Below are 20,084 nucleotides of genomic sequence, written 5' to 3'. Positions count from 1 at the left end.
GTCCGGGTGTCCGCGGACACTGCGCGGACAGGGGCTGTCCAGTACCGGACACGTAGAATGTCCGTTCGTTTCACTCAGATGGAAGACACACGCTTATGTGCGGAATTGTGGGCGCGATCGCCGGGCGCGACGTGGTGCCGGTACTGATCGAAGGACTGAAGCGGCTGGAATACCGGGGCTACGATTCGGCGGGCATCGCCGTCGTGGACCAGCAGGACGTACGCCGCGTGCGCCGCACCGGCCGCGTGGCCGAAATGGAAGGCGCGGCCGCTGCCGAGGGCTTCAATGCGAGCCTGGGCATCGGCCATACGCGGTGGGCGACCCACGGCGGCGTGACCGAAGCCAACGCGCATCCGCACATCAGCCACGGCGTGGCGCTGGTGCACAACGGCATCATCGAGAACCATGAGGAGCAGCGCGAGAAACTGCGCGCCCTCGGCTACGTGTTCGAGTCGCAGACCGACACGGAAGTGATCGCCCACCTGATGCACCACCACCTCAAGGGTGGTGATGACCTGCTGGCTGCGTTGCAGCGCACGGTGAAGGAACTCACCGGCGCATATGCGCTGGCGGTGGTGAGCCGCAAGGAACCGGACCGCATGGTCTGCGCCCGCATGGGCTGCCCGCTGCTGATCGGCATCGGCGAAGGCGAGAATTTCATCGCGTCCGACGTGTCCGCGATCCTGCAGGCGACGCGCCGCGTGATCTTCCTGGAAGAGGGCGACACCGCCGAGGTGACGCGCGACAGCGTGAAGGTGTTCGACGGCAAGGACCAGCCGGTGCAACGTGACGTGCACGTGTCCGATGTGTCACTGGCCTCGCTGGAACTGGGCCCGTACCGCCACTTCATGCAGAAGGAGATCCACGAGCAGCCGCGTGCGATCGCCGACACCATCGAAGCGGTGGTCGACGGCGGCTTCTCGCCCACGCTGTTCGGTGCCGATGCCGAAGCCGCGCTGAAGGACATCGAAGGCGTGCAGATCCTCGCCTGCGGCACCAGCTACTATGCCGGCATGACGGCGCGTTACTGGCTCGAAGCCATCTCCGGCCTGCCGTGCAGCGTCGAGATCGCCAGCGAGTATCGGTACCGCGACGCCTACGCCAATCCCAAGCACCTGATCGTCACCATCTCGCAGTCCGGCGAAACCCTGGACACGATGGAAGCGCTGAAGTACGCCAAGTCGTTGGGGCACCAGCACACGCTGTCGATCTGCAACGTGCCCGAGAGCGCCATCCCGCGCGCCAGCGAACTGGTCTGCTACACCCGCGCCGGCGCTGAGATCGGCGTGGCGTCGACGAAGGCCTTCACGACCCAGCTGGCGGCGCTGTTCCAGCTGACCGTCGTGCTGGGCAAGTTGCGCGGCAAGGTCACGCCGGCGCAGGAAGCCGACTATCTGGAACAGCTGCGGCACCTGCCGGGCAGCGTGCAGCACGCATTGAACCTCGAGCCGCAGATCGCCGCGTGGGCCGAGCGTTTCGCGCCGAAGTCCGATGCGTTGTTCCTCGGCCGCGGCTTGCACTACCCGATCGCACTGGAAGGCGCGCTCAAACTGAAGGAAATCTCGTACATCCACGCCGAGGCGTATCCGGCCGGCGAACTGAAGCATGGTCCGCTGGCGCTGGTGGATGCGGACATGCCGGTGGTGGTGATCGCGCCGAACGACGTCCTGCTGGAGAAAGTGAAATCCAACATGCAGGAAGTGCGCGCGCGTGGCGGCGAGCTGTTCGTCTTCACCGACCAGGACAGCCACTTCAGCGAATCCGAAGGCGTGCACGTGATCCGTACGCCGCGCCACGTCGGCGTGCTCAGCCCGATCGTGCACACCATCCCGGTGCAGCTGTTGGCGTACCACACCGCCTTGGCGCGCGGCACCGACGTGGACAAGCCGCGCAACCTGGCGAAGTCGGTGACGGTGGAGTAGTCGTCCATCCAGATGCCGGAGAGAGGACGGGCCGCGCAATGCGGCCCGTTTCTGTTTGGTAAGACGCGAACTTGCGATCAGGAAGCTGCGGTGCCCGCCGTCGGCAGCGCCAATCGCTTTTCCAGATCTTCGCGCATGTCCACCAGCTCGGTGGACAGCTGCTTCCGCTTGGCCATGCCTTCGCGGTGTATCTCGCGGACTTCCTCCACCGTCCGGATCAGGGTTTCGTTGACGGTGCGCAGGGTCTCGATGTCGATCACCGAGCGCTGGTTGGCGCGTGCGGTGCCGACGGCGGTCGCATGCACCAGCTCGGCGTTCTTGCGCATCAATTCGTTGCTGGCGTCGTCGATGGCGTTGGCCAGTTCCACCGCGTTGCGCTGGTCGGCCAGCGACAGCTGGATAGCGAACTGGTTGCGCCACATCGGGATGGTGATGTCGCGCACGGCGCTGAACTTCTCGATCAGCTGGATGGCATTGGCCTGGATCAGGCGGATCATCGGCAGCGTCTGGTCCGCCGCGTGCTGCAGTACCTGCAGGTCGGACACGCGCTTGTCGATCAGGCGCAGCGCGGTGTCCAGGGCGGCGCGGCGCGTACGGGATTCCTGATCCTCCTTGCCCGCCAGCGTCGCCAGCTCCGCTTCCAGTTCGGCGATGCGGACGCGGCCGGCGGCTACGTGCACGCCGAGTTCGCGACGCTCGTCCAGCACGATGTCGTGCATCTGGTCGTACTCGCGTACGCGCTGCTGCTGGATCTGCTGGGTCTTGCCCACGTCGCCCATCAGCTGGTCGATCTGGCGGTTGGTGGAGCTGTAGCGCTGGACCAGGTCGTCCTTGGTCGCGCGCATCCTGTCGATCAGCGGTCCCAGGATCGGCAGCTTGGAGCGGCCATGGAAGGACTCGAGATTCAGCGAGCGCGCGATGCGCACGACTTCGCCCAGCTTGTCGCCGCTGCTGTCGAGGTCGGCATTGCGGACCTTGTCCAGCAACTGCGTGCTGAAGGCGCTGGTCTTGGTGGTCGCTTCACGGCCATAGGTGTGCAGGTTGCCGGGCGCGATGTCCTGCAGCGCCTTGGTCGCCTCCTGGATGCGCGGGATGTCGGCGCTTTCCAGGCCCAGGTCGGTCAGCAACTGCGGCGACAGCGCCGCGGGCACCAGCGTCTGTTCGGATGGGGTCGTCGTCATGTGGCCTCCTTGGGTAGGGTTCGCTGCGCGACCGCTGTCTGCGTGGCAGACGGGGCGGGCAGGTGTTCGATGTGGGCTTCCAGCGCTTCTATCGTCCGCGTGGCGGAGGATAGCTGCATTCCGTGGTCGGCACCGGCGGCGACACCGAGCTGCTGGTCGAGCAGCACGGTCAGCAGGGGCAATTGCTGCGCGTGGCGCTCGGCGATGGCGAGTGCGTTGGCGGCGACCAGGTCCAGCTGGCTGGCGGTGATCTCGTAGGCGCTGCGCAGGGTGATGAGGTGCGCGAGCCGCGACGTCCCCGCGTGCGAGTCATCCGCGGCCTGCTGGCGCGCCAGGTCGTCGATCTCGCGTTGCAGGCGCGCGCATGCATCACGCAGTTGCTGCGCATGCGCGGCCAGCGTCTCATGCTGTCGGTGCAAGCGGGAGGCTTCGAAGCCGGCCTGCCGCAGCAGGATGCCGCTGCGCTCGCGCAAGGACCGTGCCTCGGCGGCCAGGCGGATGTCGCGGCCGATCAGCCGGCCCCAGAAGCCGACGCTACGGCGCAACGCGCGCGGATCGGCGGACAGCAGCACCGTGCGCAGGTCGCGCAACGTCGCCTGCAGGTCGCCCGCGCCGGCCTGCGCCAACGCACGGATCGCGGCGGCGTGTTCGGCGACGCCGATGGTGTCGGCGTCGGTGGAAGGCGGCAGGCTCACCTCCGCGGCTCCCCTTCTTCATCCTCGCCGGATGTCGACGGCGATACGTCCAGCGTGGGCGTCGGACGCTCTTCCTTGAAGGCGAGGCTGGCGATCACCTGGTCGAATTCCGCTTCACGCGGCGATCTCGGCTTGGCCTTGCGCGCACCGGCAGGCACGGGGGCCGCCACGTTACTGCGCATCGCCTGCGCCAGCGCGACGAGGGCGGCGTTGAGCTGGTCCTGCCGCACCATCGTCTGCTGCAGCGCCTGAAGTACCGGCGCTGTGTCCACGACCGCCGCTGCGGGGGCGGGCGTGACCGGCGTGGCGGTCTCCGGCATGCGCAGGGCGTGCAGGGCGGAGAGCAAGGCTTCCCAGGGCGCAGGTGCAGCCACTTCCACCGGCGCGGGTTCGCTCATCCGCTGCAGGCCGACGGCGATGTCGGCCAGCTGTGCGACCACGCGACCGCCGACATCCGCATCGTCTGCGCCCATCGCCTTGTTGCGCAGGAAGTCCGCCTTGATCTGGTTCCAGCGCGCCTGTTCTTCGCCGGTCAGCATGCTGCGCAACTCGCTGAGCTTGAGCAGGTTCTCTTCGGCCCCGGTGGTCAGCAACTGCGCCTCGCCGAGATAGTGGTCGGAAATCAGCTGCTGCAGCTCGGCAGCGTTCATGACCGGGGAAATCTTCTCCGCCAGCTTGTTCATGTTGCGGTAGCTGCCCTGCAGCCGGAACGGTGGTTCCACCCGGTACTTGTCCGCCTGCGCGGCGCTGGCGATGTACTGCTGGTTGACGCGGTAGACCACGTCACGCACGGTCAGCAGCCGCTGCAGCACGGCGACGATCTCGCCGATCTCCGCGCCGCTGTAGGCATGCGACAGCTGGTTGGTGCTGACGTCCTTGCCGCGCGCCTTGTCGACCAGCAGGTAGAGATCGGCCAGGTCGCGAGTGGCGAGCGGCGCGAGCACCGGGTTCGATGTCAGGCAGTTCTCCACGTAGCTCAGCAGGAAAGCGTCTTCCATTCCGCCGAGCACGTCGCCGAGGTTGTAGATATCGGCGCGGTTGGCCAGCATGTCGGGAATCTTGAAGACTTCGCCCGACTCCGTGTAAGGATTGCCCGCCATCACCACCGCGAACTTGCGCCCGCGCATGTCGTAGGTCTTGGTCTTGCCGCGCCACACGCCCTCGATGCGGCGCGTGCCGTCGCAGAGCGAGATGAACTTCTGCAGGAATTCCGGATGCGTGTGCTGGATGTCGTCCAGGTACAGCATCACGTTGTTGCCCATCTCCAGCGCGAGGTTGAGCTTCTCGAGCTCCTGCCGCGAGGTCGCATCCGGGGCCTGCGCGGGATCCAGCGAGCGCACCTCGTGGCCGAGCGCCGGTCCGTTGATCTTCATGAAGACCAGCCCCAGCCGGTGTCCCACGTACTCCATCAACGTGGTCTTGCCGTAGCCGGGAGGCGAAATCATCATCAGCAAGCCCATCAGGTCGCTGCGCTTGCTCTCGCCGACGGTGCCCATCTGCTTGGCGAGGTTGTCGCCGATTACGGGCAGGTAGACGTCGTTGATCAGCCTGTTGCGCACGAACGAGGTCAGCGGGCGCGCCTTGAACTCGGACAGGCGCATCGCCGCGCGTTCCCGCTGCGCCACTTCGCCGCGCAATGCCTGGTACCGCTGCCATGCCGGCACGAAGTGCTCGCGGTGCGTGGCGAAGCGGGCCGGCAGGTCGTCCACTGCCAGCGCCAGCCGTCCCTCGCGGATGCGCGCGTGCTCGCCCAGCAGGCCGTCGACGGTGGCCATCAGCGTGACGTGTTCGACCACGTGCGTCAGCTGCGGTCCGTGCCGCAGCAGCGCAATCGCTTCCGGCACGTAGGCGGCGAGAGGGGCATGGTCGGGCAGGGCGGCCAACGCTTCGAGCGCCTGCCGCAGCAGCGACCACGCCGCGGCGGGCTTCGCCTCCAGCCGTTGCAGTGCGCTGGCGAGGACGGCACCACCCGCGTCGTCGGTCAGGCGTGCGCGGAAGGCGGACACCAGCGCGTCGGCGTAGTGGGTGAAGCGGAAGGTCGGTGTCGCCGTGGTGACAGTGTCCATCAGGAACGTGGCGGCCGCCTTCGTGTCCGTCCTGGCGAAGGGCAGCGCATCGCGCTGGATCCACTCGGCGAGCGTGGCCGCCAGGTCGTCGCGCAGCGTCGCCATGGCGCGGCCCGCCGGCGACAGCGCATCGATCGCGCGGGCGGCGCGGATGCGCTCGATCGTTTCCTGCGGCACGGCGTCGCTGCGGCACCACCAGGCGACCGCCAGCGCGCGCGCGGACGGCGCGTGCCGCAGGGTGCCCGCGGCATTGCGCAGGGGGAGGAACGCGCGCAGGATCGCGGCCGCATCATGGTCGTGGATGCCCTTCTCGTAGCCTTCGCGATAACGCTGCGCGGCGTACTCGCGGACGATCCTGTCGAGTGCCTCGGGATCGGCCAGTGCGTGTTCGAGCGCCTGCATGCTGAGCCCGGCCTCGCCCGCCAGCGCGTCATCCAGCAGCCGGCATGCGAGGTACTCGCCGCGGTAGAGCGAGGGCGATTCGGATTCGAGGCTGACGTTCCAGTAGTCGCGCAGGGCGTCCAGCGCCGGTTCCTGCAGCGGCGCCAGGTAGTCGGTGCCGGTCAGGTGCACGGCCAGCGTGTCGCCGCGCGGGATCAGCGTCAGGTCCAAGGGTTGCGTGTTGACGCTGAAACGATGGCGCGGTCCGAGGCGGATGACGTTGCCCGCGTCTTCGAACAGGTCGCTGCGGTCGCGCAGGCCGCGCACGGCCTGGTCGCGGGCGCCCTTGATGCGCGCTTCGATGTCGTCGGCCTTCACCGAGTCCTTCAGCTCGCGCAGGCGGCCGGCCAGTTCGCGCAGTTTCAGGATCAGCGCATCGCCGGCGAAGAACGCGTTGAGTTCGTCCGGCGTGGTGAAGCGCTCGGTGCGCCGGCCGAGGCCCTCCAGGATGCGGTTGGCGGCTTCCTGCACCGACTGCGCCTTGCGCTGCCGATCGTCCAGCAGCGCCTGCTTGTGCGCCTCGAAGGCGTCCAGCATCTCCTCGCGCTTGGACAGGATGTCGCCGAGGAACTGTTCGTGCTCGCCGAACTGGCTCTCCAGTTCCTCCAGCTGCACCATCAGGCGCGACAGCTGCTCGTCGGCGCGCTCCGGCGTGGTGGCCATGGCCAGCGCATTGCTCACGGCCTGGCTGAAGAGAGTGAACTGCGCGCCGAACTGCGCCACTGCTTCGGCGGAGCCGAGTTCGCGGCGCCGCTGGGTGGCGCGTGCGCGGGTCTGGTTGAGGCGGGCGTAGATGGCCGACAGGGCGTCGACGACGCGGGTGCGCTGGGTCGCGTCGTCCACCCGCAGCGTCGCCATCAGTTCGGACAGCATGTCGAGCTCGCCGGCCATGCCCTGCATGGCCTCGATGGCTTCTGCCAGTTCGCGTGCGCTGGCGGCTTTCTGCGCGCGTGCGTCGAGTTCCAGCAGGCGCTGCTGGAACGGCGCGAGCGCTTTTTCGCCGGCGAGGAACTGGCCGGTCGCCGTGCCGATACGCTCATGCGCTTCCTGCAGCGCGGCCGTCATCGCGTCGATGGCCGCCGTATCGATGTAGCGGAAGTCGCGCAGCGTCAGCAGATGACCGCGCAGGCGCGATACCGCGCCCAGCGCCTCGACGAACTCGCCGATGCCGGTCCACCCCTCCGGCTGCAGGCGGCCGAGCAGGGCGCGATGGTCGCGCTGCGCCAGCGCCATCGACGTTTCCGACTGGCGCCGGATCTCCTGCACCTTCTCGTACTCGTCCAGCACCGACTCACCGGTGCCGGCGATCTCGTGCAGCAGCGTGGCCAGGCCATCGCACTGCGTATCGTCGATCCAGTGGTGCACGTCGAACAGGCGTCGCGTGCCGTGCGTCAGCAACTGGTAGCGCTGCGCGGACACGTCCGGGCGCTCGATCTCGCGGGCGAGGTCGAACAGATTCGACACGGCGCGCACCAGCTCGGCATTGCCGAGCTTCGCCATGAACGACGTGCCGGCCGGACGCGTGGCGGCGAATTCGTCGGACGTGAAGGGCGTCTGCCATACCTGCATCGGGTGGACGCGGGTGGGGTCGTCGTTCTCGGCGCGGAACAGCACCATGCGCCCGTCGTGCAGGCGCGCATAGCCGTGCGCGAGCACCGGCGGCTGCAGGCGGCGCTGCACAAGGTTGTAGACGAGCAGGGCGGCCTGGCCGGTCTCGCGCTCGTAGAAGATGTACATCACGTCTTCGCCGTTCGGCGAACGGATCGTGCGCTTGTACTGCATGTGCTGCACGGCGGCGTCGAAGGCCTTGTGCTCGCCATTCTGCAGGTAGTAGCCGCCCGGGAAGATGATGCCGTGGTCCTCGGGCAGCTGGATGCAGGCCTGCACGATGGCGTCCAGTCGGGTCGCCTTGCCGGTCTGCGTGTTGTAGACCAGTCCGCGCCACGTGCCCTCGCGGTACGGCAGCACCTTGAGCAGGATCAGCGAGCCGACCCGCGCGAATTCGATCTGCGCGTCGTCCAGCGACTGCGTGCGGTCCTCGACCGGTTCGCTGTAGACGCCGGCGCCGGTCTCCGTGTTGTTTTCCACCTTCAGCGTCAGGTCGCCGCCGATGGTCTCCACGAACAGGGTGTCGAGGATGTTCAGGTGCGGGTGGCGGCCACTGACCTCCATGTCCTTGGTGGCGCGCGACCATTCGAAATCGAACGGAGGCGGCAGCACGATGTCGCGCTCGCCGCGCGCATCGAGGTAGTTCACCTCGCCCTCGGCCGTGAGCGTCCAGCGGAACACCCGCACGTCGGTGTTCTTCAGGCCGATCTGGAACGCCATCAGCAGGCGCCCGTCGCGCACGATCAACTGCAGCAGCCGCGCGTCCTTGTAGTAGCTGTACAGCTCGCTGAAATCGCGCTGGAACGCGTCGTCGCCCAGGAAGGTCGCCGCAATGTCGACGGGCGCCACGTCGTAGCCGTCGCCGGTCTCCACCAGGCGATAGATGCCGAACACGTCGGCGACCGAGGTGGTCGCCTTCAGGCCCATGTAGACGTTGAAGCCGAACAGCAGCAGGTCGCCGACCTGCACGATGTCGCGCCCGACCGAATTGTGCTCGGTGCGGATGCGCAGGCGGCCGATGGCCTCCATGCGGCTGTCGCCGAATTCCTGCAGGCGGCGCGTGTTCAGCGCTTCCACGAGCGTACGCAGGCGCGCACCCTGTTCGTCGAGGCGACGGCGCAGCACGTCGTAGGCGCCGCCCTGGGCCACGGCCTGGTCGACCTGCGTATCGGTGGAGGGAACGGCGGTGTTCGGCGTCTCGGACATCGGACCTCATCCTCGCCCGTCCTGGGCGGTCGATGCGGAAATCGGGGCCGGCGGCACGCGCCGCCGGTCCGGCTCATGGCAGGGCGTCAGGCGTCGGTGGCTTCTGCCTGGCGACCGGCCGCCGGCAGTCCCGTGCCTGCCAGCCGACCCAGCAGCTGCGAGGCGATGGGACTCTCGCCAACGATGCCTTCCAGCGCCTTGCCCAGCGAGATGCCCTTGGTCAGCGCATTGAACACGCCACCGTCGCCACCGATCAGTTCGATGTTGGCGTTCTTCAGCGCGCCGGCCAGCACTTCGGCGTTCTCGCGCGAGATCGCCTTGCCGGCGTCGATCGACGCAAGCAGCTGGCGCAGCTGGGTTTCCAGCAGCATGCGGAACTCCTCGTGGCTGCGCGCATCCGGGCTCATCTTGCCCATCGCATCGAACTTGGACGTCAGGCCCTCGGCCTCGGCGGACATCTTCTTGGCGATGTTGCTGGCTTCGGCGTCGCCCATCGCCTGCGTCGCGCTGGCATTGGCCTGGCCCAGCTTCTGCGCACCTTCGGCTTCGGCGGTCAGGCGCTCGGTCAGCACGCGTGCATCGGCGTTGCCCTGCTTGTAGGTGGCGTCGGCCTTGGCTTCCAGCACGCGCGCTTCGGCCAGGCCGGTCTTCTCCATGGCCACGGCGTTGGCTTCCTGCACCTGTGCTTCGGCCAGGCCCGGCGCAGCGCTTTCGGCGCGCACGCCGTCGGCCAGCACGCGCTTGGCCTCGGCCTGCTTGCCGGCGGCCTGCAGTTCCGCCTCGGCCAGCACGGTCATCTCGACGGCGCGGTGGCGCGCGGCCTGTTCGGCGGCTTCGGCGGCCTTCACGTCCTTGACCAGCGTCTCCTGGGCGGCCGCCTCGGCGGCCAGCACGGTGACCTGCTTGGCGCGATCGGCCTCGGCGACCTCGCGGGTCTCCTTGATCTTCTCTTCGGCCACCGCGACGGTCTGCTCGATCTGTGTACGCTCGCGCACCACGTTCGCCACTTCCATGCGGCCCTGCTCGACGACCTTGTCGCGGTCGACCTGCTGCATCTGGACCTCCTTGTCGGTGTTCACGCGCTCGAGCTGCTCGGCGCGTGCGACGCGCTCGAGTTCGATCGCCACGGCGCGGCGGCGGTTCTGCTCGGCGACTTCCACCTGGCGCAGCTGTTCCTGCTCGCGGATCTTGATCTGCTCTTCGGTCTCCAGGCGCGCACGCTCGGATACCTGGCGCTGCTCTTCGATCACCTTGGCGGTTTCGGCCGCCTCGCGTGCGCGCACGGTCTCGACCTCGCGCTTCTGCCGGGCTTCCGCCTCGGCCTGCTGGCGTTCCAGCGCCAGCAGCGCTTCCCGTGCCTCGGTGTTCTTCTTGGTGATGGCGAGCTTCTCGTTCTGCTCCAGCTCGTTGGTATGCACGTTCTGGCGCGCGGTCAGCTCGGTGATCTTGCGGATGCCTTCTGCGTCCAGGATGTTGCTGGGGTCCAGCAGGTGCTTGGGCGTCTGCTCCAGGTAGTCGATGGCGACGTCCTCGAGCACGTAGCCGTTGAGGTCCTGGCCGATGACGGCGACGATCTCGTCGCGAAACTCCTGGCGCTTGTCGAACAGCTCGGTGAAGTCGAACTTCTTGCCCACCGTCTTCAGGGCCTCGGAGAACTTGGCGTTGAACAGCTCATCCACCGCATGCTTGTCCGAGGCGCGGTCGGCGCCGATCGCCTTGGCCACGCGCAGCACGTCGCCGGGGGTCTCGTTGACGCGCAGGTAGAACGCCACCGCGATGTCGGCGCGCATGTTGTCCTTGCAGACCAGGCCTTCCTTGCCGCGACGGTCCACCTGCAGGGTGATCAGGCTGATCTTCATCAGCTCGGCCTTGTACAGCACCGGGATGATCAGCGCGCCGGTGAAATGCACCTTCGGCTGCGAACTCATGTCGTTGACGATGAGCGCGGTGCCCTGTTCGACCTTCTTGTAGAAGGCCTTGAAGATGCCGATGAAGCCGAAACCCAGCACCAGCAGGACGACGAGTCCGATGGCGAAGGGAAGGATCGAGGCAGTGGTCATTGCAGAACTCCTTGTAGACGGCGCGGGTGTTTACTGCTGGTGGAAGGCGGTTTCGGACATGACGCGGTACGTGTTGTCGGGTTCGAGGTGTTCGATGAGCACGACGCGGTCGCCGCGCATCAGGCGCTCGCCCGGCAGCGTGCGGATTTGCAGGATCAGGCCGGCGCCGCCGTCGTCGAAATGCGCGCGTCCGCTGGTCGCATCCGCATGCGGCGAGATCACCGAGCCGGTGCGGCCGAGCACGGACGGAGGCACCGGCGGACGCAGTCGCGTGATCACGGCGGCGATGGGACGCAGCAACAGCGAGGTCACGAGGGCGCCCGGCAGCAGCGCCACGACCAGCGTGCCGGCACCGGCGAGCCAGCGGAGGCTGTCGGGGATGTGCTGGAGCACGAACAGGTGCACGAAGTAGGTGATCAGCCAGCCGAAGAAGGACAGCACCGTGAGTACCAGCATCATCGGTACGCCGGACAGTCCAAGCTTCGCCAACATGCCCGCGACCACGCTGGGTTCGGCAGTGTCGCCGTCGGTCGTCAGCCAGCCATCCACGGCGTCGATGTCCACCATGCCGGTGGCGGCGAGCAACCAGTACACCGTGCAGAAAGCGAGCAGCACGCTGTACACCAGCGTGGGAAAGGTCAAGACGGTGTTCAGGAACTCATTCATCGTGGCTCCCCCTGTTTCAGCGCTTGCGCGCGGACGAAGTGATGCGTTTGCGGGCGCGGTCCAGCACGGCCTGTGCAGGATCCCCGGCGGCCTTCGTGCGCTTGCCCGGTCCGCTCGATCCACTCCCCTGGACCGGCGCGCGGCGTTGCTTCATGCGTGCTGCCGACGCGAACGCAGGTTCCGGGTACAGCGCGTCGCCCGGCTGGCGCTTCGCCACCGTGGCCTGCGCGCGCTGCAGGCTGTTGGAGGCGCGCAGGATGTCGAGCTGGTGCTTGAGGCGACGCAGGCGGCCTTCGAGCTGCTCGACGACATGCTGGAACTGGCGCTCCTGCGCGGCCAGCTCGTGACCCTCCTCCAGCCGCTGGCTGCGTTGCGCCTGCAGGCGGACCACGTCGTCCGCCGCCGCGCGCGCCTGCGTCGTGCGCCCTTGCCGCAACGCCGATTCCACCTTGGCCTCGGTCTCGCCGATGCGCGTGGCCAGCGCAGCCTGGTGTTGCTCGTTCGCCACGCGGCGCGCCTTCGCGGCGGCGTGCTCGCCGCGCGCGCCATGCAGGGCGTCGTCGACGGCGCGGATTTCCTCGTCCAGCAGCCGTTCGGCGCGGTCGCCCATCACCGCGCCGGCCAGGCCTTCCATGCCTTCCTGGATGCGCTTGAACAGGGTTTTCAGCGTATCGGGCATCAGGCCTTCTTCCTGGCGGCGGGACGCAGGAACGGGCGATAGGCCTCGGTCGCGCTGATCGCGTTCTCGGCGAGCGTCTCGATCTCGAACATCACGTTGGCCAGGCTGGAATGCGTGTCCAGCGCGCCGAACATGGTGTAGCCCGCCACGCCGCCGATGCGCTGCATGCCGATGGTGGAAAGCGGAAGCAGCACATGCGTGCTGAGCACGTGCGCATTGAACGCCGCCACATCGGTGACGTCCTCCACCGGCCACAGATAGGCTTCGACCAGGATCTGCTCGCCCCCCACCGCGAGGAACACCGACAGGTCGCCGTACTCGTGCATCACCAGGTGCAGGCTGGGTTCGGCGCCTTCGATGGTCTCCAGGGTGATCAGGCCATCGCGCACGGTGCTGGCCTGCTGCAGTGCGTGGCGGATCGCTGCCACGGTCCATCCCGCTTCCGCCGGTTGGGTCGGCAGGTAGGGAATGCCGGACTCCCGCTCGGCCTCCCGCATCGATTTCTCGATGGATGCCAGTTCCTCGGCGTACTCCGGGCGGATCCACACGTCCTTCTTGACCAGCCCCTGCTCGCGCATGCGTTCGCGGTAGTTGCGGACGTGCAGCGTGGATGCCTTTATGGCGGTGTGCGAGGCTGTCATGAAATGATGTTTATTGATTACATGTAATGATGTCAAGCGGCGGTGCGTCACGGTCCGGTTGTGGTCACGCAGGATGTCCCGGCAAGATAACCGGGCGGTGGCGGCTGTCGTCTGCGTGTAACAGGCGGCGCGCAGAATGCGCCCTGCAACGAGGCATCTCTCTCCTCCCGCGTTGCACCGGAGCCTGGCGGAAGCCGGGCTTCGTGCTGTCCGGGCCACGCATGATGCGTGGCATGCTGGTCGCCATGAGGATTCCACCATGCCGTTCCGCTATCTGCTCCCGCTGCTGATGGCCGTCGCCCCGCTACCGTCTGCCATGGCCGGCGATACGCCGGGAAAGCCCCTCGTCATCGGCCACCGCGGTGCCAGTGCGCTCCTGCCGGAGCACACGCTGGCCGCGTACGAGCGTGCGATCGCCGATGGCGCCGACTACATCGAGCCGGACCTGGTCGCCACGCGTGACGGCGTGCTGGTGGCACGCCACGAGAACGAGATCGGCGGCACGACCGATGTCGCGCAGCGGCCGGAGTTCGCGTCGCGCAGGCGCATGCAGGTCATCGATGGCGAGACGTTCGAGGGATGGTTCACCGAAGACTTCACCCTGGCCGAGCTGAAGACGCTGCGTGCGCGCGAGCGCCTGCCCGCGTTGCGCGGCACGGCGCACGACGGCCGCTACGAGATCGCGACGCTGGACGAGATCATCGTGCTGGCGTCGGAGCACTCGCTGCGTAGCCGACGCACCATCGGCCTGATTCCGGAGATCAAGCATCCCAGCCACTTCCGGCGCATCGGCCTGCCGATGGAGGAGCGCCTGCTGGACGCGCTGGCGGCGCACGCCCACACGCGCGCCGCGCCCGTGGTGATCCAGTCGTTCGAGCAGGACAACCTGCGCGCATTGCGTGCGCGCCTGGGACCGTCGCAGGGGAACATCCGCCTGTTGCAGCTGTTGGGCGCGCCGGACGCGCAGCCCGGCGATGCACTGGCGGCGGGCAAGCCGACCCGCTACGCGGACCTGATGACGCCCGCAGGTTTGAAGGACATCGCACGCTACGCGGACATCATCCGACCCTGGGCACGTCTGCTGATCCCGGTGACCGAGGAGGGTGCGCTGGGCGTGCCGACGGCGTTGATGACGGATGCCCGTAGCGCAGGCCTGCAGGTGTGGCCCTACACCTTCCGTCCGGAAAACCAGTTCCTGCCGGCGACACTGCGCCATGGCGACGAGCCGCGCACGCGCAGTGAAGCGGGCTCCATCGCCGAGATCCGGGCCTACCTCGCGCTGGGGATCGGTGGTTTCTTCACCGACGATCCGGCGCTGGGGCGTCGAGCGGTCGACGCCCGCTGAGCCGTCTCAGACGCGGCCGAACACGAGGCTGGCGTTGGTGCCGCCGAAACCGAAGCTGTTCGACATCACCGTATCGAGCTTCGCCTCTCGGCTCGCCTGCACGATGGGGAAAGCCGCCGCGCCTTCGTCCAGTGTCTCGATGTTGGCGGAGCCCGCGATGAAGCCGTCGCGCATCATCAGCAGGCAGTAGATTGCTTCGTGCACGCTGGCCGCGCCCAGCGAATGGCCGGACAGCGCCTTGGTGGACGAGATCGGCGGCAGGGCGTCGCCGAGCGCGGCGCGGATCGCGTCGAGTTCGATCACGTCGCCCAGCGGCGTCGAGGTGCCATGCGTGTTGAGGTAGTCCAGCGGCTTGGTGACGCCTTCCAGTGCCATCTGCATGCAGCGCACCGCGCCTTCGCCGGATGGCGCGACCATGTCGGCGCCGTCGGAGGTCACGCCGTAGCCGAGCAGTTCGGCATGGATGCACGCGCCGCGTTTGACCGCGTGGTCATAGTCTTCGAGCACCAGCATGCCGCCGCCACCGGCGATGACGAAGCCGTCGCGGTCCGCGTCGTACGGACGAGAGGCGTGGGTCGGGTCGTCGTTGCGCTTGCTCGACAGCGCGCCCATCGCGTCGAACATCATCGTCAGGGCCCAGTGCAGTTCCTCGCCGCCGCCGGCGAAGACGATGTCCTGGCGGCCGGCGCGGATCAGGTCCGCCGCCGCGCCGATGCAGTGCGCGGAGGTCGCGCAGGCCGCAGAGATCGAATAGCTCACGCCCTTGATCTTGAACGCGGTGGCCAGCGTCGCCGATACCGTCGAGCACATCGTGCGCGGGACCATGTACGGGCCGACCTTGCGGATGCCGCGTGCGCGCAGCAGGTCGGCCGCTTCGATCTGCCATTCGGCCGAGCCGCCGCCGGAGCCGGCGATCAGGCCGGTGCGCGGCTGGCTGACCAAGGCCTCGTCCAGGCCGGCATCGGCGATCGCATCGCGCAGCGCGATGTGCGCGAACGCGGCCGCGTCGCCCATGAAGCGCTTCTGCTTGCGGTCGATCTGCGCATCGAGGTCGATCTCGGGCGCGCCGCCGACCTGGCTGCGGAAACCGATCTCGGCGTACTGCGGGATATGGCGGATGCCGGAGCGGCCCTCGCGCAATGCGGCCGACACGGTGTCCGCGTCGTTGCCCAGGCAGGAGGTGATGCCCAGGCCGGTGATGACGACACGGCGCATCAGAAGCTCTCCGTCGACGTGAACAGGCCCACGCGCAGATCGCGCGCAGTGTAGATCTCGCGGCCGTCGACCAGCATGCGGCCATCGGCCACCGCCAGCACCAGCTTGCGGTTGACCACGCGGCTGATGTCGATCTCGTAGCTCACGCGTTTGGCGGTGGGGAGCACCTGGCCGGTGAACTTCACTTCGCCGGAACCCAGTGCGCGGCCGCGGCCGGGCGCGCCGATCCACGTCAGGAAGAAGCCGGTCAGCTGCCACATCGCATCCAGGCCCAGGCAGCCAGGCATCACCGGATCGCCGAGGAAGTGGCACTGGAAGAACCACAGGTCCGGATGGATATCGAGTTCGGCTCGCACCATGCCCTTGCCATGCGTGCCGCCATCCTGGCGGATCTCGGTGATGCGGTCGAACATCAGCATCGGGTCGTTCGGGAGGCGGCCGCTCTCGGGGCCGAACAGTTCACCGCGCGCGCTGGCCAGCAGCTGGTCGCGCGAGAAGGAAGCGGGGGCGTTCATTGCATCGTCCGTTCTGCGAAGCGCAAATAATGCACACATGTGCATACGCTTGTCTTGATGCAAATCAACCGGGTTTTTCCATACGCCGCCGTACCATCCGCGCAACGCAATTGCGGCAAGGGTTTCGCGCACATTGTCCGCATCTCCACACGCGACCGTATCGTTTCCGCGCGCATCCATGCGATCGCGTACGGCGGCCGATATCATCGCGTGATGCGCAAGATCATCCACATCGACATGGACGCGTTCTACGCGTCGGTGGAACAGCGCGACGATCCGTCGCTGCGCGGGCGGCCGGTGGTGGTGGCGTGGCGCGGCGAGCGCTCGGTGGTGTGCGCGGCGTCCTACGAAGCGCGCGTGTTCGGCGTGCGCTCGGCGATGCCGGCAGTACGCGCGGAACGCCTGTGCCCGCAGGCAGTGTTCGTGCCGCCCGATTTCGTTCGCTACAAGGCGGTGTCGCGGCAGGTGCGCGAGATCTTCTTCCGCCATACCGACCTGGTCGAACCGCTCTCGCTGGACGAAGCCTATCTCGACGTCACCGCGCCGAAGACCGACCTGCCGACCGCCACTGCCGTGGCCGAGACCATCCGCGCGCAGATCCGCGAAGAAACGCGGCTCACCGCGTCGGCCGGCGTGGCGCCGAACAAGTTCCTCGCCAAGATCGCGTCGGACTGGCGCAAGCCGGACGGACAGTTCGTGCTGCGGCCACATCAGGTGGAAGCCTTCCTGACGCCGTTGCCGGTGGAACGCATCCCCGGAGTGGGCAAGGTGATGCAGGGCAAGCTCAATGCCGACGGCATCCGTACCGTCGGCGATCTGCGTGCGTACACGCAGCATGAACTGGAAGCACGCTACGGCAGTTTCGGTGGCGGCCTGTACCGGCGTGCGCGCGGCATCGACGAGCGCCCGGTCGAGCCCGACCAGCCGGTGCAGTCGATCTCCTCCGAAGACACCTTCGCCACCGACCTGCTGTTGTCGGAACTGGAGCCGCACATCGTCCGCATCGCGGAAAAAGCGTGGCAGGCCAGCCGCAAGACCGAGCGCGTGGGCCGGACCGTGGTGCTGAAGCTGAAGACGTCCCAGTTCCGCATCCTCACCCGCAGTTTCACGCCGGAGGCGCCGCCGGCGTCGGAACAGGAGTTCATCGACATCGCGATGGCCCTGCGCGAGCGCGTGGACCTGCCTGCCGCGACGCGCTACCGGCTGGTGGGCGTAGGCCTGTCGGGTTTCCGCGACCGCGACGAGGTCGCCACGCAGCCAGGGCTGTTCGACACCGTCGCTTGATGCCGGTCACGGGGTGCTTGTGCACGCGGCGGCTGCCCGTTGGCAGTCCCTGCGCGCGTCTGCCAGCACGTCGCGCGCGTCGGCGATAGTCTCGGCGTCGTTGGCCTGAGGGGAGGCGGAAGATGGACGCGATTCGACAGGGTTCTGCGGCCGAGCTGTGGCAGGCGCTGGTGCGTGAGGCGTGTTCGCGCTGCGGACAGGCGCTGGACGAGGCGCAGGAGAGCTATCTGGTCTTCGTGCTGCTGCGGCACCAGCGCGACGGACACCTGCTGGCGCGCACACAGGCGCTGGAATGGCTGGACGCGCAGCTGCGCGTCGGCAGCGCACGCAGCGATGCCCTGCGCGATGTAGGCGACCGCTGCCTGCTGATCGCGGGCCTGTTTCCCGCGCTGGCGCAGCGGCGCCGCGTGAGCGTGGAGTACTTCGTCGACCTCGGTCGTGGCGCCTACCAGGGGGTGGCCGACAGCGGGCGCAGCGCCTATGCGGACCTGTTCACGCAATTGGCATCCACGTATCACCAGCTCGTGCACACGCTGCGGGCGGTACGTGGCGACGGCAGCATTCCCGTGTACGGACACCGCACCGGGCCTCTGCACTGAACGCGCCGGTGACCCGCGGAGGCGGGCCACCGGAAGCGACGTCACTCCTGCGGTTGGTAACGCAGGCTGAGACCATAGGTGCGGCCTGCCTGGTTGTACCAGGCGACCGTTTCGTACTCGCGGTCGAACACGTTGCCCACCTTCGCCTGCAGCGTCCATGCCCGCGCCATGGCGTACTCCAGACGCAGGTCCAGCGTGCTGTAGCCGCCCAGGCGGACGGTGTTGGCCAGGTTGTCGTAGCGCTCACCCGCGGCGTTGAACGTCACGCCGGTGCGGAACGCGCCGAACGCGCGGTCCACGTCGATGCGCGCGGTGTTGCGCGGACGGCGTGCCAGCAGGTTGTCATGGTTGAAGCCGGCCGAACGGTTACGCGGATCGGTGTGGCTCAGCTGCGTGGCGATGTCGAAGCCTGCGACCGCGATGTCGACGGTGAACTCCGCGCCGCGGATGCGGGCTTCGTCGATGTTGTTGGGCAGAAAGATCGCCGCGTCGTAGGAGATCAGCTGGTCCACCTTGTTCTGGTAGACGTTGAACGTCCAGTTCCAGGTGTCCGCGTACTGCGCGATGCCGAGGTTGACGCTCTCGGACTCTTCCGGCTTCAGGTCCGGGTTGCCGAAGAACGGATAGTACAGGTCGTTGAAGCTCGGTGCCTTGAAGCCGGTGGCCACGCTGGCGGTCAGCTTCAGGCCGTTGCCGAACCCGAACCCGTAGCCCAGGCTGCCGGTGGTGTGGTTGCCGAACTGCTCGTTGTCGTCGTTGCGGACGCTGGCCTGCAGCTGGTGCGCGCCGAAGCGGCCCTGGTATTCGACGAAGCCGGCGAGGTTGTCGCGCTGGGTGGCGTCGAAGGCGGTGGCGCTTTCGATCTTGTCGTCCTGCCAGTCAATGCCAGCGGTCAGCAGTTGGTTGGTGGCCACGGTGAAGTCGCCCTGCGCCGATGCCACGTAGCGACGCGTCTCGAAGTAGCCGGACGGCACATCGTCATGGAAGTCGTCGGACTTGTCGTCGTTGCGGCCCAGGCTCAGCAGCAGGTTGACCTTGTCGCTAGGCGCGTAGCGCAGCTTGGTGCCCAACACCTGCTGCACGGTTTCGGACCGGTTGGTGAAGCTGCCGTCGAACTCGCTCTCACCGTCGGCGCGCAGCGCGTTGGCTTCCAGCGTCAGCGTGTCGGTGAACGCGTAACCGCCGCGCAGGCTGGCCGAGGTGTTGCGGTAGCCGTCACGGTCGGGTTCGTCGGCGAAGCAGCCGGCACCGAACGGGTTTGCGGCATCCCCGCTGGTGCCGCGGCAGGCGTTGAAGCCGTCGGTGCGCGTATACGCAACGTCGGCACCGAACCAGCCGCGGCCGATGCCGCCGCCGATACCGGCGCTGGCTTCACGCGTGCTGTCGCTGCCCACGCCGATGCGGACGTTCGGCCGTACCTTGCCGGTGTTGCGGCGGGTGAACACCTGGATCACGCCGCCGATGGCCTCGGAGCCCCACAGGCTCGAGCGCGGGCCGCGCACGATCTCGACGCGATCAATCTGGTCGATCGGCAGGTCCTGCAGCGCGGGCAGGCCGGCGGTCGCCGAACCCATGCGCACGCCGTCCACGAGCACCAGCACGTGGTCGGATTCGGCACCGCGCAGATTGAGCGTGGTGATCTTGCCCGCGCCGCCCTGGTTGGCGATCGAGATGCCGGCGCGTCCCTGCAGCAGCTCGCCCAGCGAGCGCGCCTGGCTGCGCTGGATCGCCTCGCGGCCGATCACCTGCGCCGGGACCAGGCTGTCTTCGACGGACACCTCGGTGCGCGTGCCGGAGACGACGATCTCGTCGAGGTTGGTGGCGTCCTGCGCCTGCGCGGCGAGTGGCAGCGCCATCGCGACCGCGAAGGCCAGCAGGGAAGGGGAGGAAAGGGTACGGCTCTGCATCGGAACAACTCCATCGCGCGCCCCGCGCGCATTGTCGGCGTGGAGTCGCGATGA

The 20,084-nt window shown here is 67.8% G+C and carries 14 protein-coding genes; 4 read left to right on the top strand and 10 right to left on the bottom strand.

Annotated features, from left to right (window positions below; translation table 11 throughout):
- Positions 1-95 precede the first annotated feature (95 nt).
- A complete protein-coding gene (gene glmS, locus ACSQ19_RS05620; RefSeq protein ID WP_299345767.1) occupies positions 96-1,922 on the top strand; it encodes a glutamine--fructose-6-phosphate transaminase (isomerizing) in 1,827 nt (608 codons plus the stop codon).
- A 77-nt stretch (positions 1,923-1,999) separates the two neighbouring features.
- Here the strand turns inward: glmS and ACSQ19_RS05615 are convergent, their stop codons facing one another.
- The 7 genes from ACSQ19_RS05615 to ACSQ19_RS05585 all read right to left on the bottom strand — a co-directional run bounded on the left by ACSQ19_RS05615 (position 2,000) and on the right by ACSQ19_RS05585 (position 13,165).
- Positions 2,000-3,103, bottom strand: a complete 1,104-nt coding sequence (locus ACSQ19_RS05615; protein WP_299345771.1) for a toxic anion resistance protein — start codon at positions 3,101-3,103, stop codon at positions 2,000-2,002.
- Entirely contained in the window at positions 3,100-3,798 is a 699-nt protein-coding gene (locus ACSQ19_RS05610) for a hypothetical protein (protein WP_299345774.1), read from the bottom strand. Before ACSQ19_RS05610 ends, ACSQ19_RS05615 begins: the two co-directional genes overlap by 4 nt.
- Complete coding sequence (locus ACSQ19_RS05605) at positions 3,795-9,119, bottom strand: DNA repair ATPase (RefSeq protein ID WP_436000521.1); 5,325 nt, start codon at positions 9,117-9,119, stop codon at positions 3,795-3,797. Before ACSQ19_RS05605 ends, ACSQ19_RS05610 begins: the two co-directional genes overlap by 4 nt.
- An 86-nt stretch (positions 9,120-9,205) precedes the next feature.
- A complete protein-coding gene (locus ACSQ19_RS05600; protein WP_299345778.1) occupies positions 9,206-11,179 on the bottom strand; it encodes a flotillin family protein in 1,974 nt (657 codons plus the stop codon).
- Positions 11,180-11,209: 30 nt separating this feature from the next.
- The gene (locus tag ACSQ19_RS05595; RefSeq protein WP_299345781.1) at positions 11,210-11,845 is read right to left on the bottom strand and encodes a hypothetical protein; all 636 of its coding nucleotides are present in this window, start codon (positions 11,843-11,845) and stop codon (positions 11,210-11,212) included.
- 16 nt (positions 11,846-11,861) lie between these two features.
- Complete coding sequence (locus ACSQ19_RS05590; protein WP_299345784.1) at positions 11,862-12,524, bottom strand: PspA/IM30 family protein; 663 nt, start codon at positions 12,522-12,524, stop codon at positions 11,862-11,864.
- Positions 12,524-13,165 carry a DUF2170 family protein gene (locus tag ACSQ19_RS05585; protein ID WP_296282163.1) on the bottom strand — a complete coding sequence of 214 codons (642 nt, stop codon included), beginning with the start codon at positions 13,163-13,165 and terminating at the stop codon, positions 12,524-12,526. The genes ACSQ19_RS05590 and ACSQ19_RS05585 overlap by 1 nt, the downstream gene beginning before the upstream one ends.
- A 259-nt stretch (positions 13,166-13,424) precedes the next feature.
- On the opposite strand from ACSQ19_RS05585, the gene ACSQ19_RS05580 reads away from it, so the two are divergent.
- On the top strand, positions 13,425-14,510 hold the full coding sequence (locus tag ACSQ19_RS05580) for a glycerophosphodiester phosphodiesterase (RefSeq protein WP_436000517.1): 1,086 nt from the start codon (positions 13,425-13,427) through the stop codon (positions 14,508-14,510).
- Positions 14,511-14,516: 6 nt separating this feature from the next.
- Here ACSQ19_RS05580 and fabB read toward each other — a convergent pair whose 3' ends face one another.
- Both fabB and fabA read right to left on the bottom strand, forming a co-directional pair.
- Complete coding sequence (fabB, locus tag ACSQ19_RS05575) at positions 14,517-15,725, bottom strand: beta-ketoacyl-ACP synthase I (protein ID WP_436000515.1); 1,209 nt, start codon at positions 15,723-15,725, stop codon at positions 14,517-14,519.
- Positions 15,725-16,240, bottom strand: coding sequence for a 3-hydroxyacyl-[acyl-carrier-protein] dehydratase FabA (gene fabA / locus ACSQ19_RS05570; protein ID WP_299345794.1), 516 nt, complete (start codon positions 16,238-16,240; stop codon positions 15,725-15,727). The genes fabB and fabA overlap by 1 nt, the downstream gene beginning before the upstream one ends.
- Before the next feature lie 213 nt (positions 16,241-16,453).
- On the opposite strand from fabA, the gene dinB reads away from it, so the two are divergent.
- Together dinB and ACSQ19_RS05560 are read left to right on the top strand one after the other, a co-directional pair.
- Positions 16,454-17,524 carry a DNA polymerase IV gene (gene dinB / locus ACSQ19_RS05565; RefSeq protein WP_299345797.1) on the top strand — a complete coding sequence of 357 codons (1,071 nt, stop codon included), beginning with the start codon at positions 16,454-16,456 and terminating at the stop codon, positions 17,522-17,524.
- A 122-nt stretch (positions 17,525-17,646) separates the two neighbouring features.
- Positions 17,647-18,123, top strand: coding sequence for a hypothetical protein (locus ACSQ19_RS05560; protein WP_299345800.1), 477 nt, complete (start codon positions 17,647-17,649; stop codon positions 18,121-18,123).
- A 41-nt stretch (positions 18,124-18,164) separates the two neighbouring features.
- On the opposite strand, the gene btuB is transcribed toward ACSQ19_RS05560, so the two are convergent.
- Positions 18,165-20,030, bottom strand: coding sequence for a TonB-dependent vitamin B12 receptor (gene btuB / locus ACSQ19_RS05555; RefSeq protein ID WP_436000512.1), 1,866 nt, complete (start codon positions 20,028-20,030; stop codon positions 18,165-18,167).
- Positions 20,031-20,084 lie beyond the last annotated feature (54 nt).

The organism is Pseudoxanthomonas sp. LjRoot127, assembly GCF_964253495.1.
Taxonomy (GTDB): domain Bacteria; phylum Pseudomonadota; class Gammaproteobacteria; order Xanthomonadales; family Xanthomonadaceae; genus Pseudoxanthomonas_A.
The sequence above is the reverse complement of the archived record's forward strand: the minus strand, read 5'-3'. Positions and strand labels throughout refer to the sequence as shown.

Excerpts from the sequence above, each read along its gene's own strand:
- ACSQ19_RS05590 (WP_299345784.1), bottom strand. The coding sequence starts at position 12,524 with ATGCCCGATACGCTGAAAACCCTGTTCAAGCGCATCCAGGAAGGCATG.
- btuB (WP_436000512.1), bottom strand. The coding sequence starts at position 20,030 with ATGCAGAGCCGTACCCTTTCCTCCCCTTCCCTGCTGGCCTTCGCGGTC.
- ACSQ19_RS05580 (WP_436000517.1), top strand. The coding sequence starts at position 13,425 with ATGCCGTTCCGCTATCTGCTCCCGCTGCTGATGGCCGTCGCCCCGCTA.
- fabA (WP_299345794.1), bottom strand. The coding sequence starts at position 16,240 with ATGAACGCCCCCGCTTCCTTCTCGCGCGACCAGCTGCTGGCCAGCGCG.
- ACSQ19_RS05560 (WP_299345800.1), top strand. The coding sequence starts at position 17,647 with ATGGACGCGATTCGACAGGGTTCTGCGGCCGAGCTGTGGCAGGCGCTG.
- ACSQ19_RS05615 (WP_299345771.1), bottom strand. The coding sequence starts at position 3,103 with ATGACGACGACCCCATCCGAACAGACGCTGGTGCCCGCGGCGCTGTCG.
- dinB (WP_299345797.1), top strand. The coding sequence starts at position 16,454 with ATGCGCAAGATCATCCACATCGACATGGACGCGTTCTACGCGTCGGTG.
- ACSQ19_RS05585 (WP_296282163.1), bottom strand. The coding sequence starts at position 13,165 with ATGACAGCCTCGCACACCGCCATAAAGGCATCCACGCTGCACGTCCGC.
- fabB (WP_436000515.1), bottom strand. The coding sequence starts at position 15,725 with ATGCGCCGTGTCGTCATCACCGGCCTGGGCATCACCTCCTGCCTGGGC.
- ACSQ19_RS05605 (WP_436000521.1), bottom strand. The coding sequence starts at position 9,119 with ATGTCCGAGACGCCGAACACCGCCGTTCCCTCCACCGATACGCAGGTC.
- ACSQ19_RS05595 (WP_299345781.1), bottom strand. The coding sequence starts at position 11,845 with ATGAATGAGTTCCTGAACACCGTCTTGACCTTTCCCACGCTGGTGTAC.
- ACSQ19_RS05600 (WP_299345778.1), bottom strand. The coding sequence starts at position 11,179 with ATGACCACTGCCTCGATCCTTCCCTTCGCCATCGGACTCGTCGTCCTG.
- glmS (WP_299345767.1), top strand. The coding sequence starts at position 96 with ATGTGCGGAATTGTGGGCGCGATCGCCGGGCGCGACGTGGTGCCGGTA.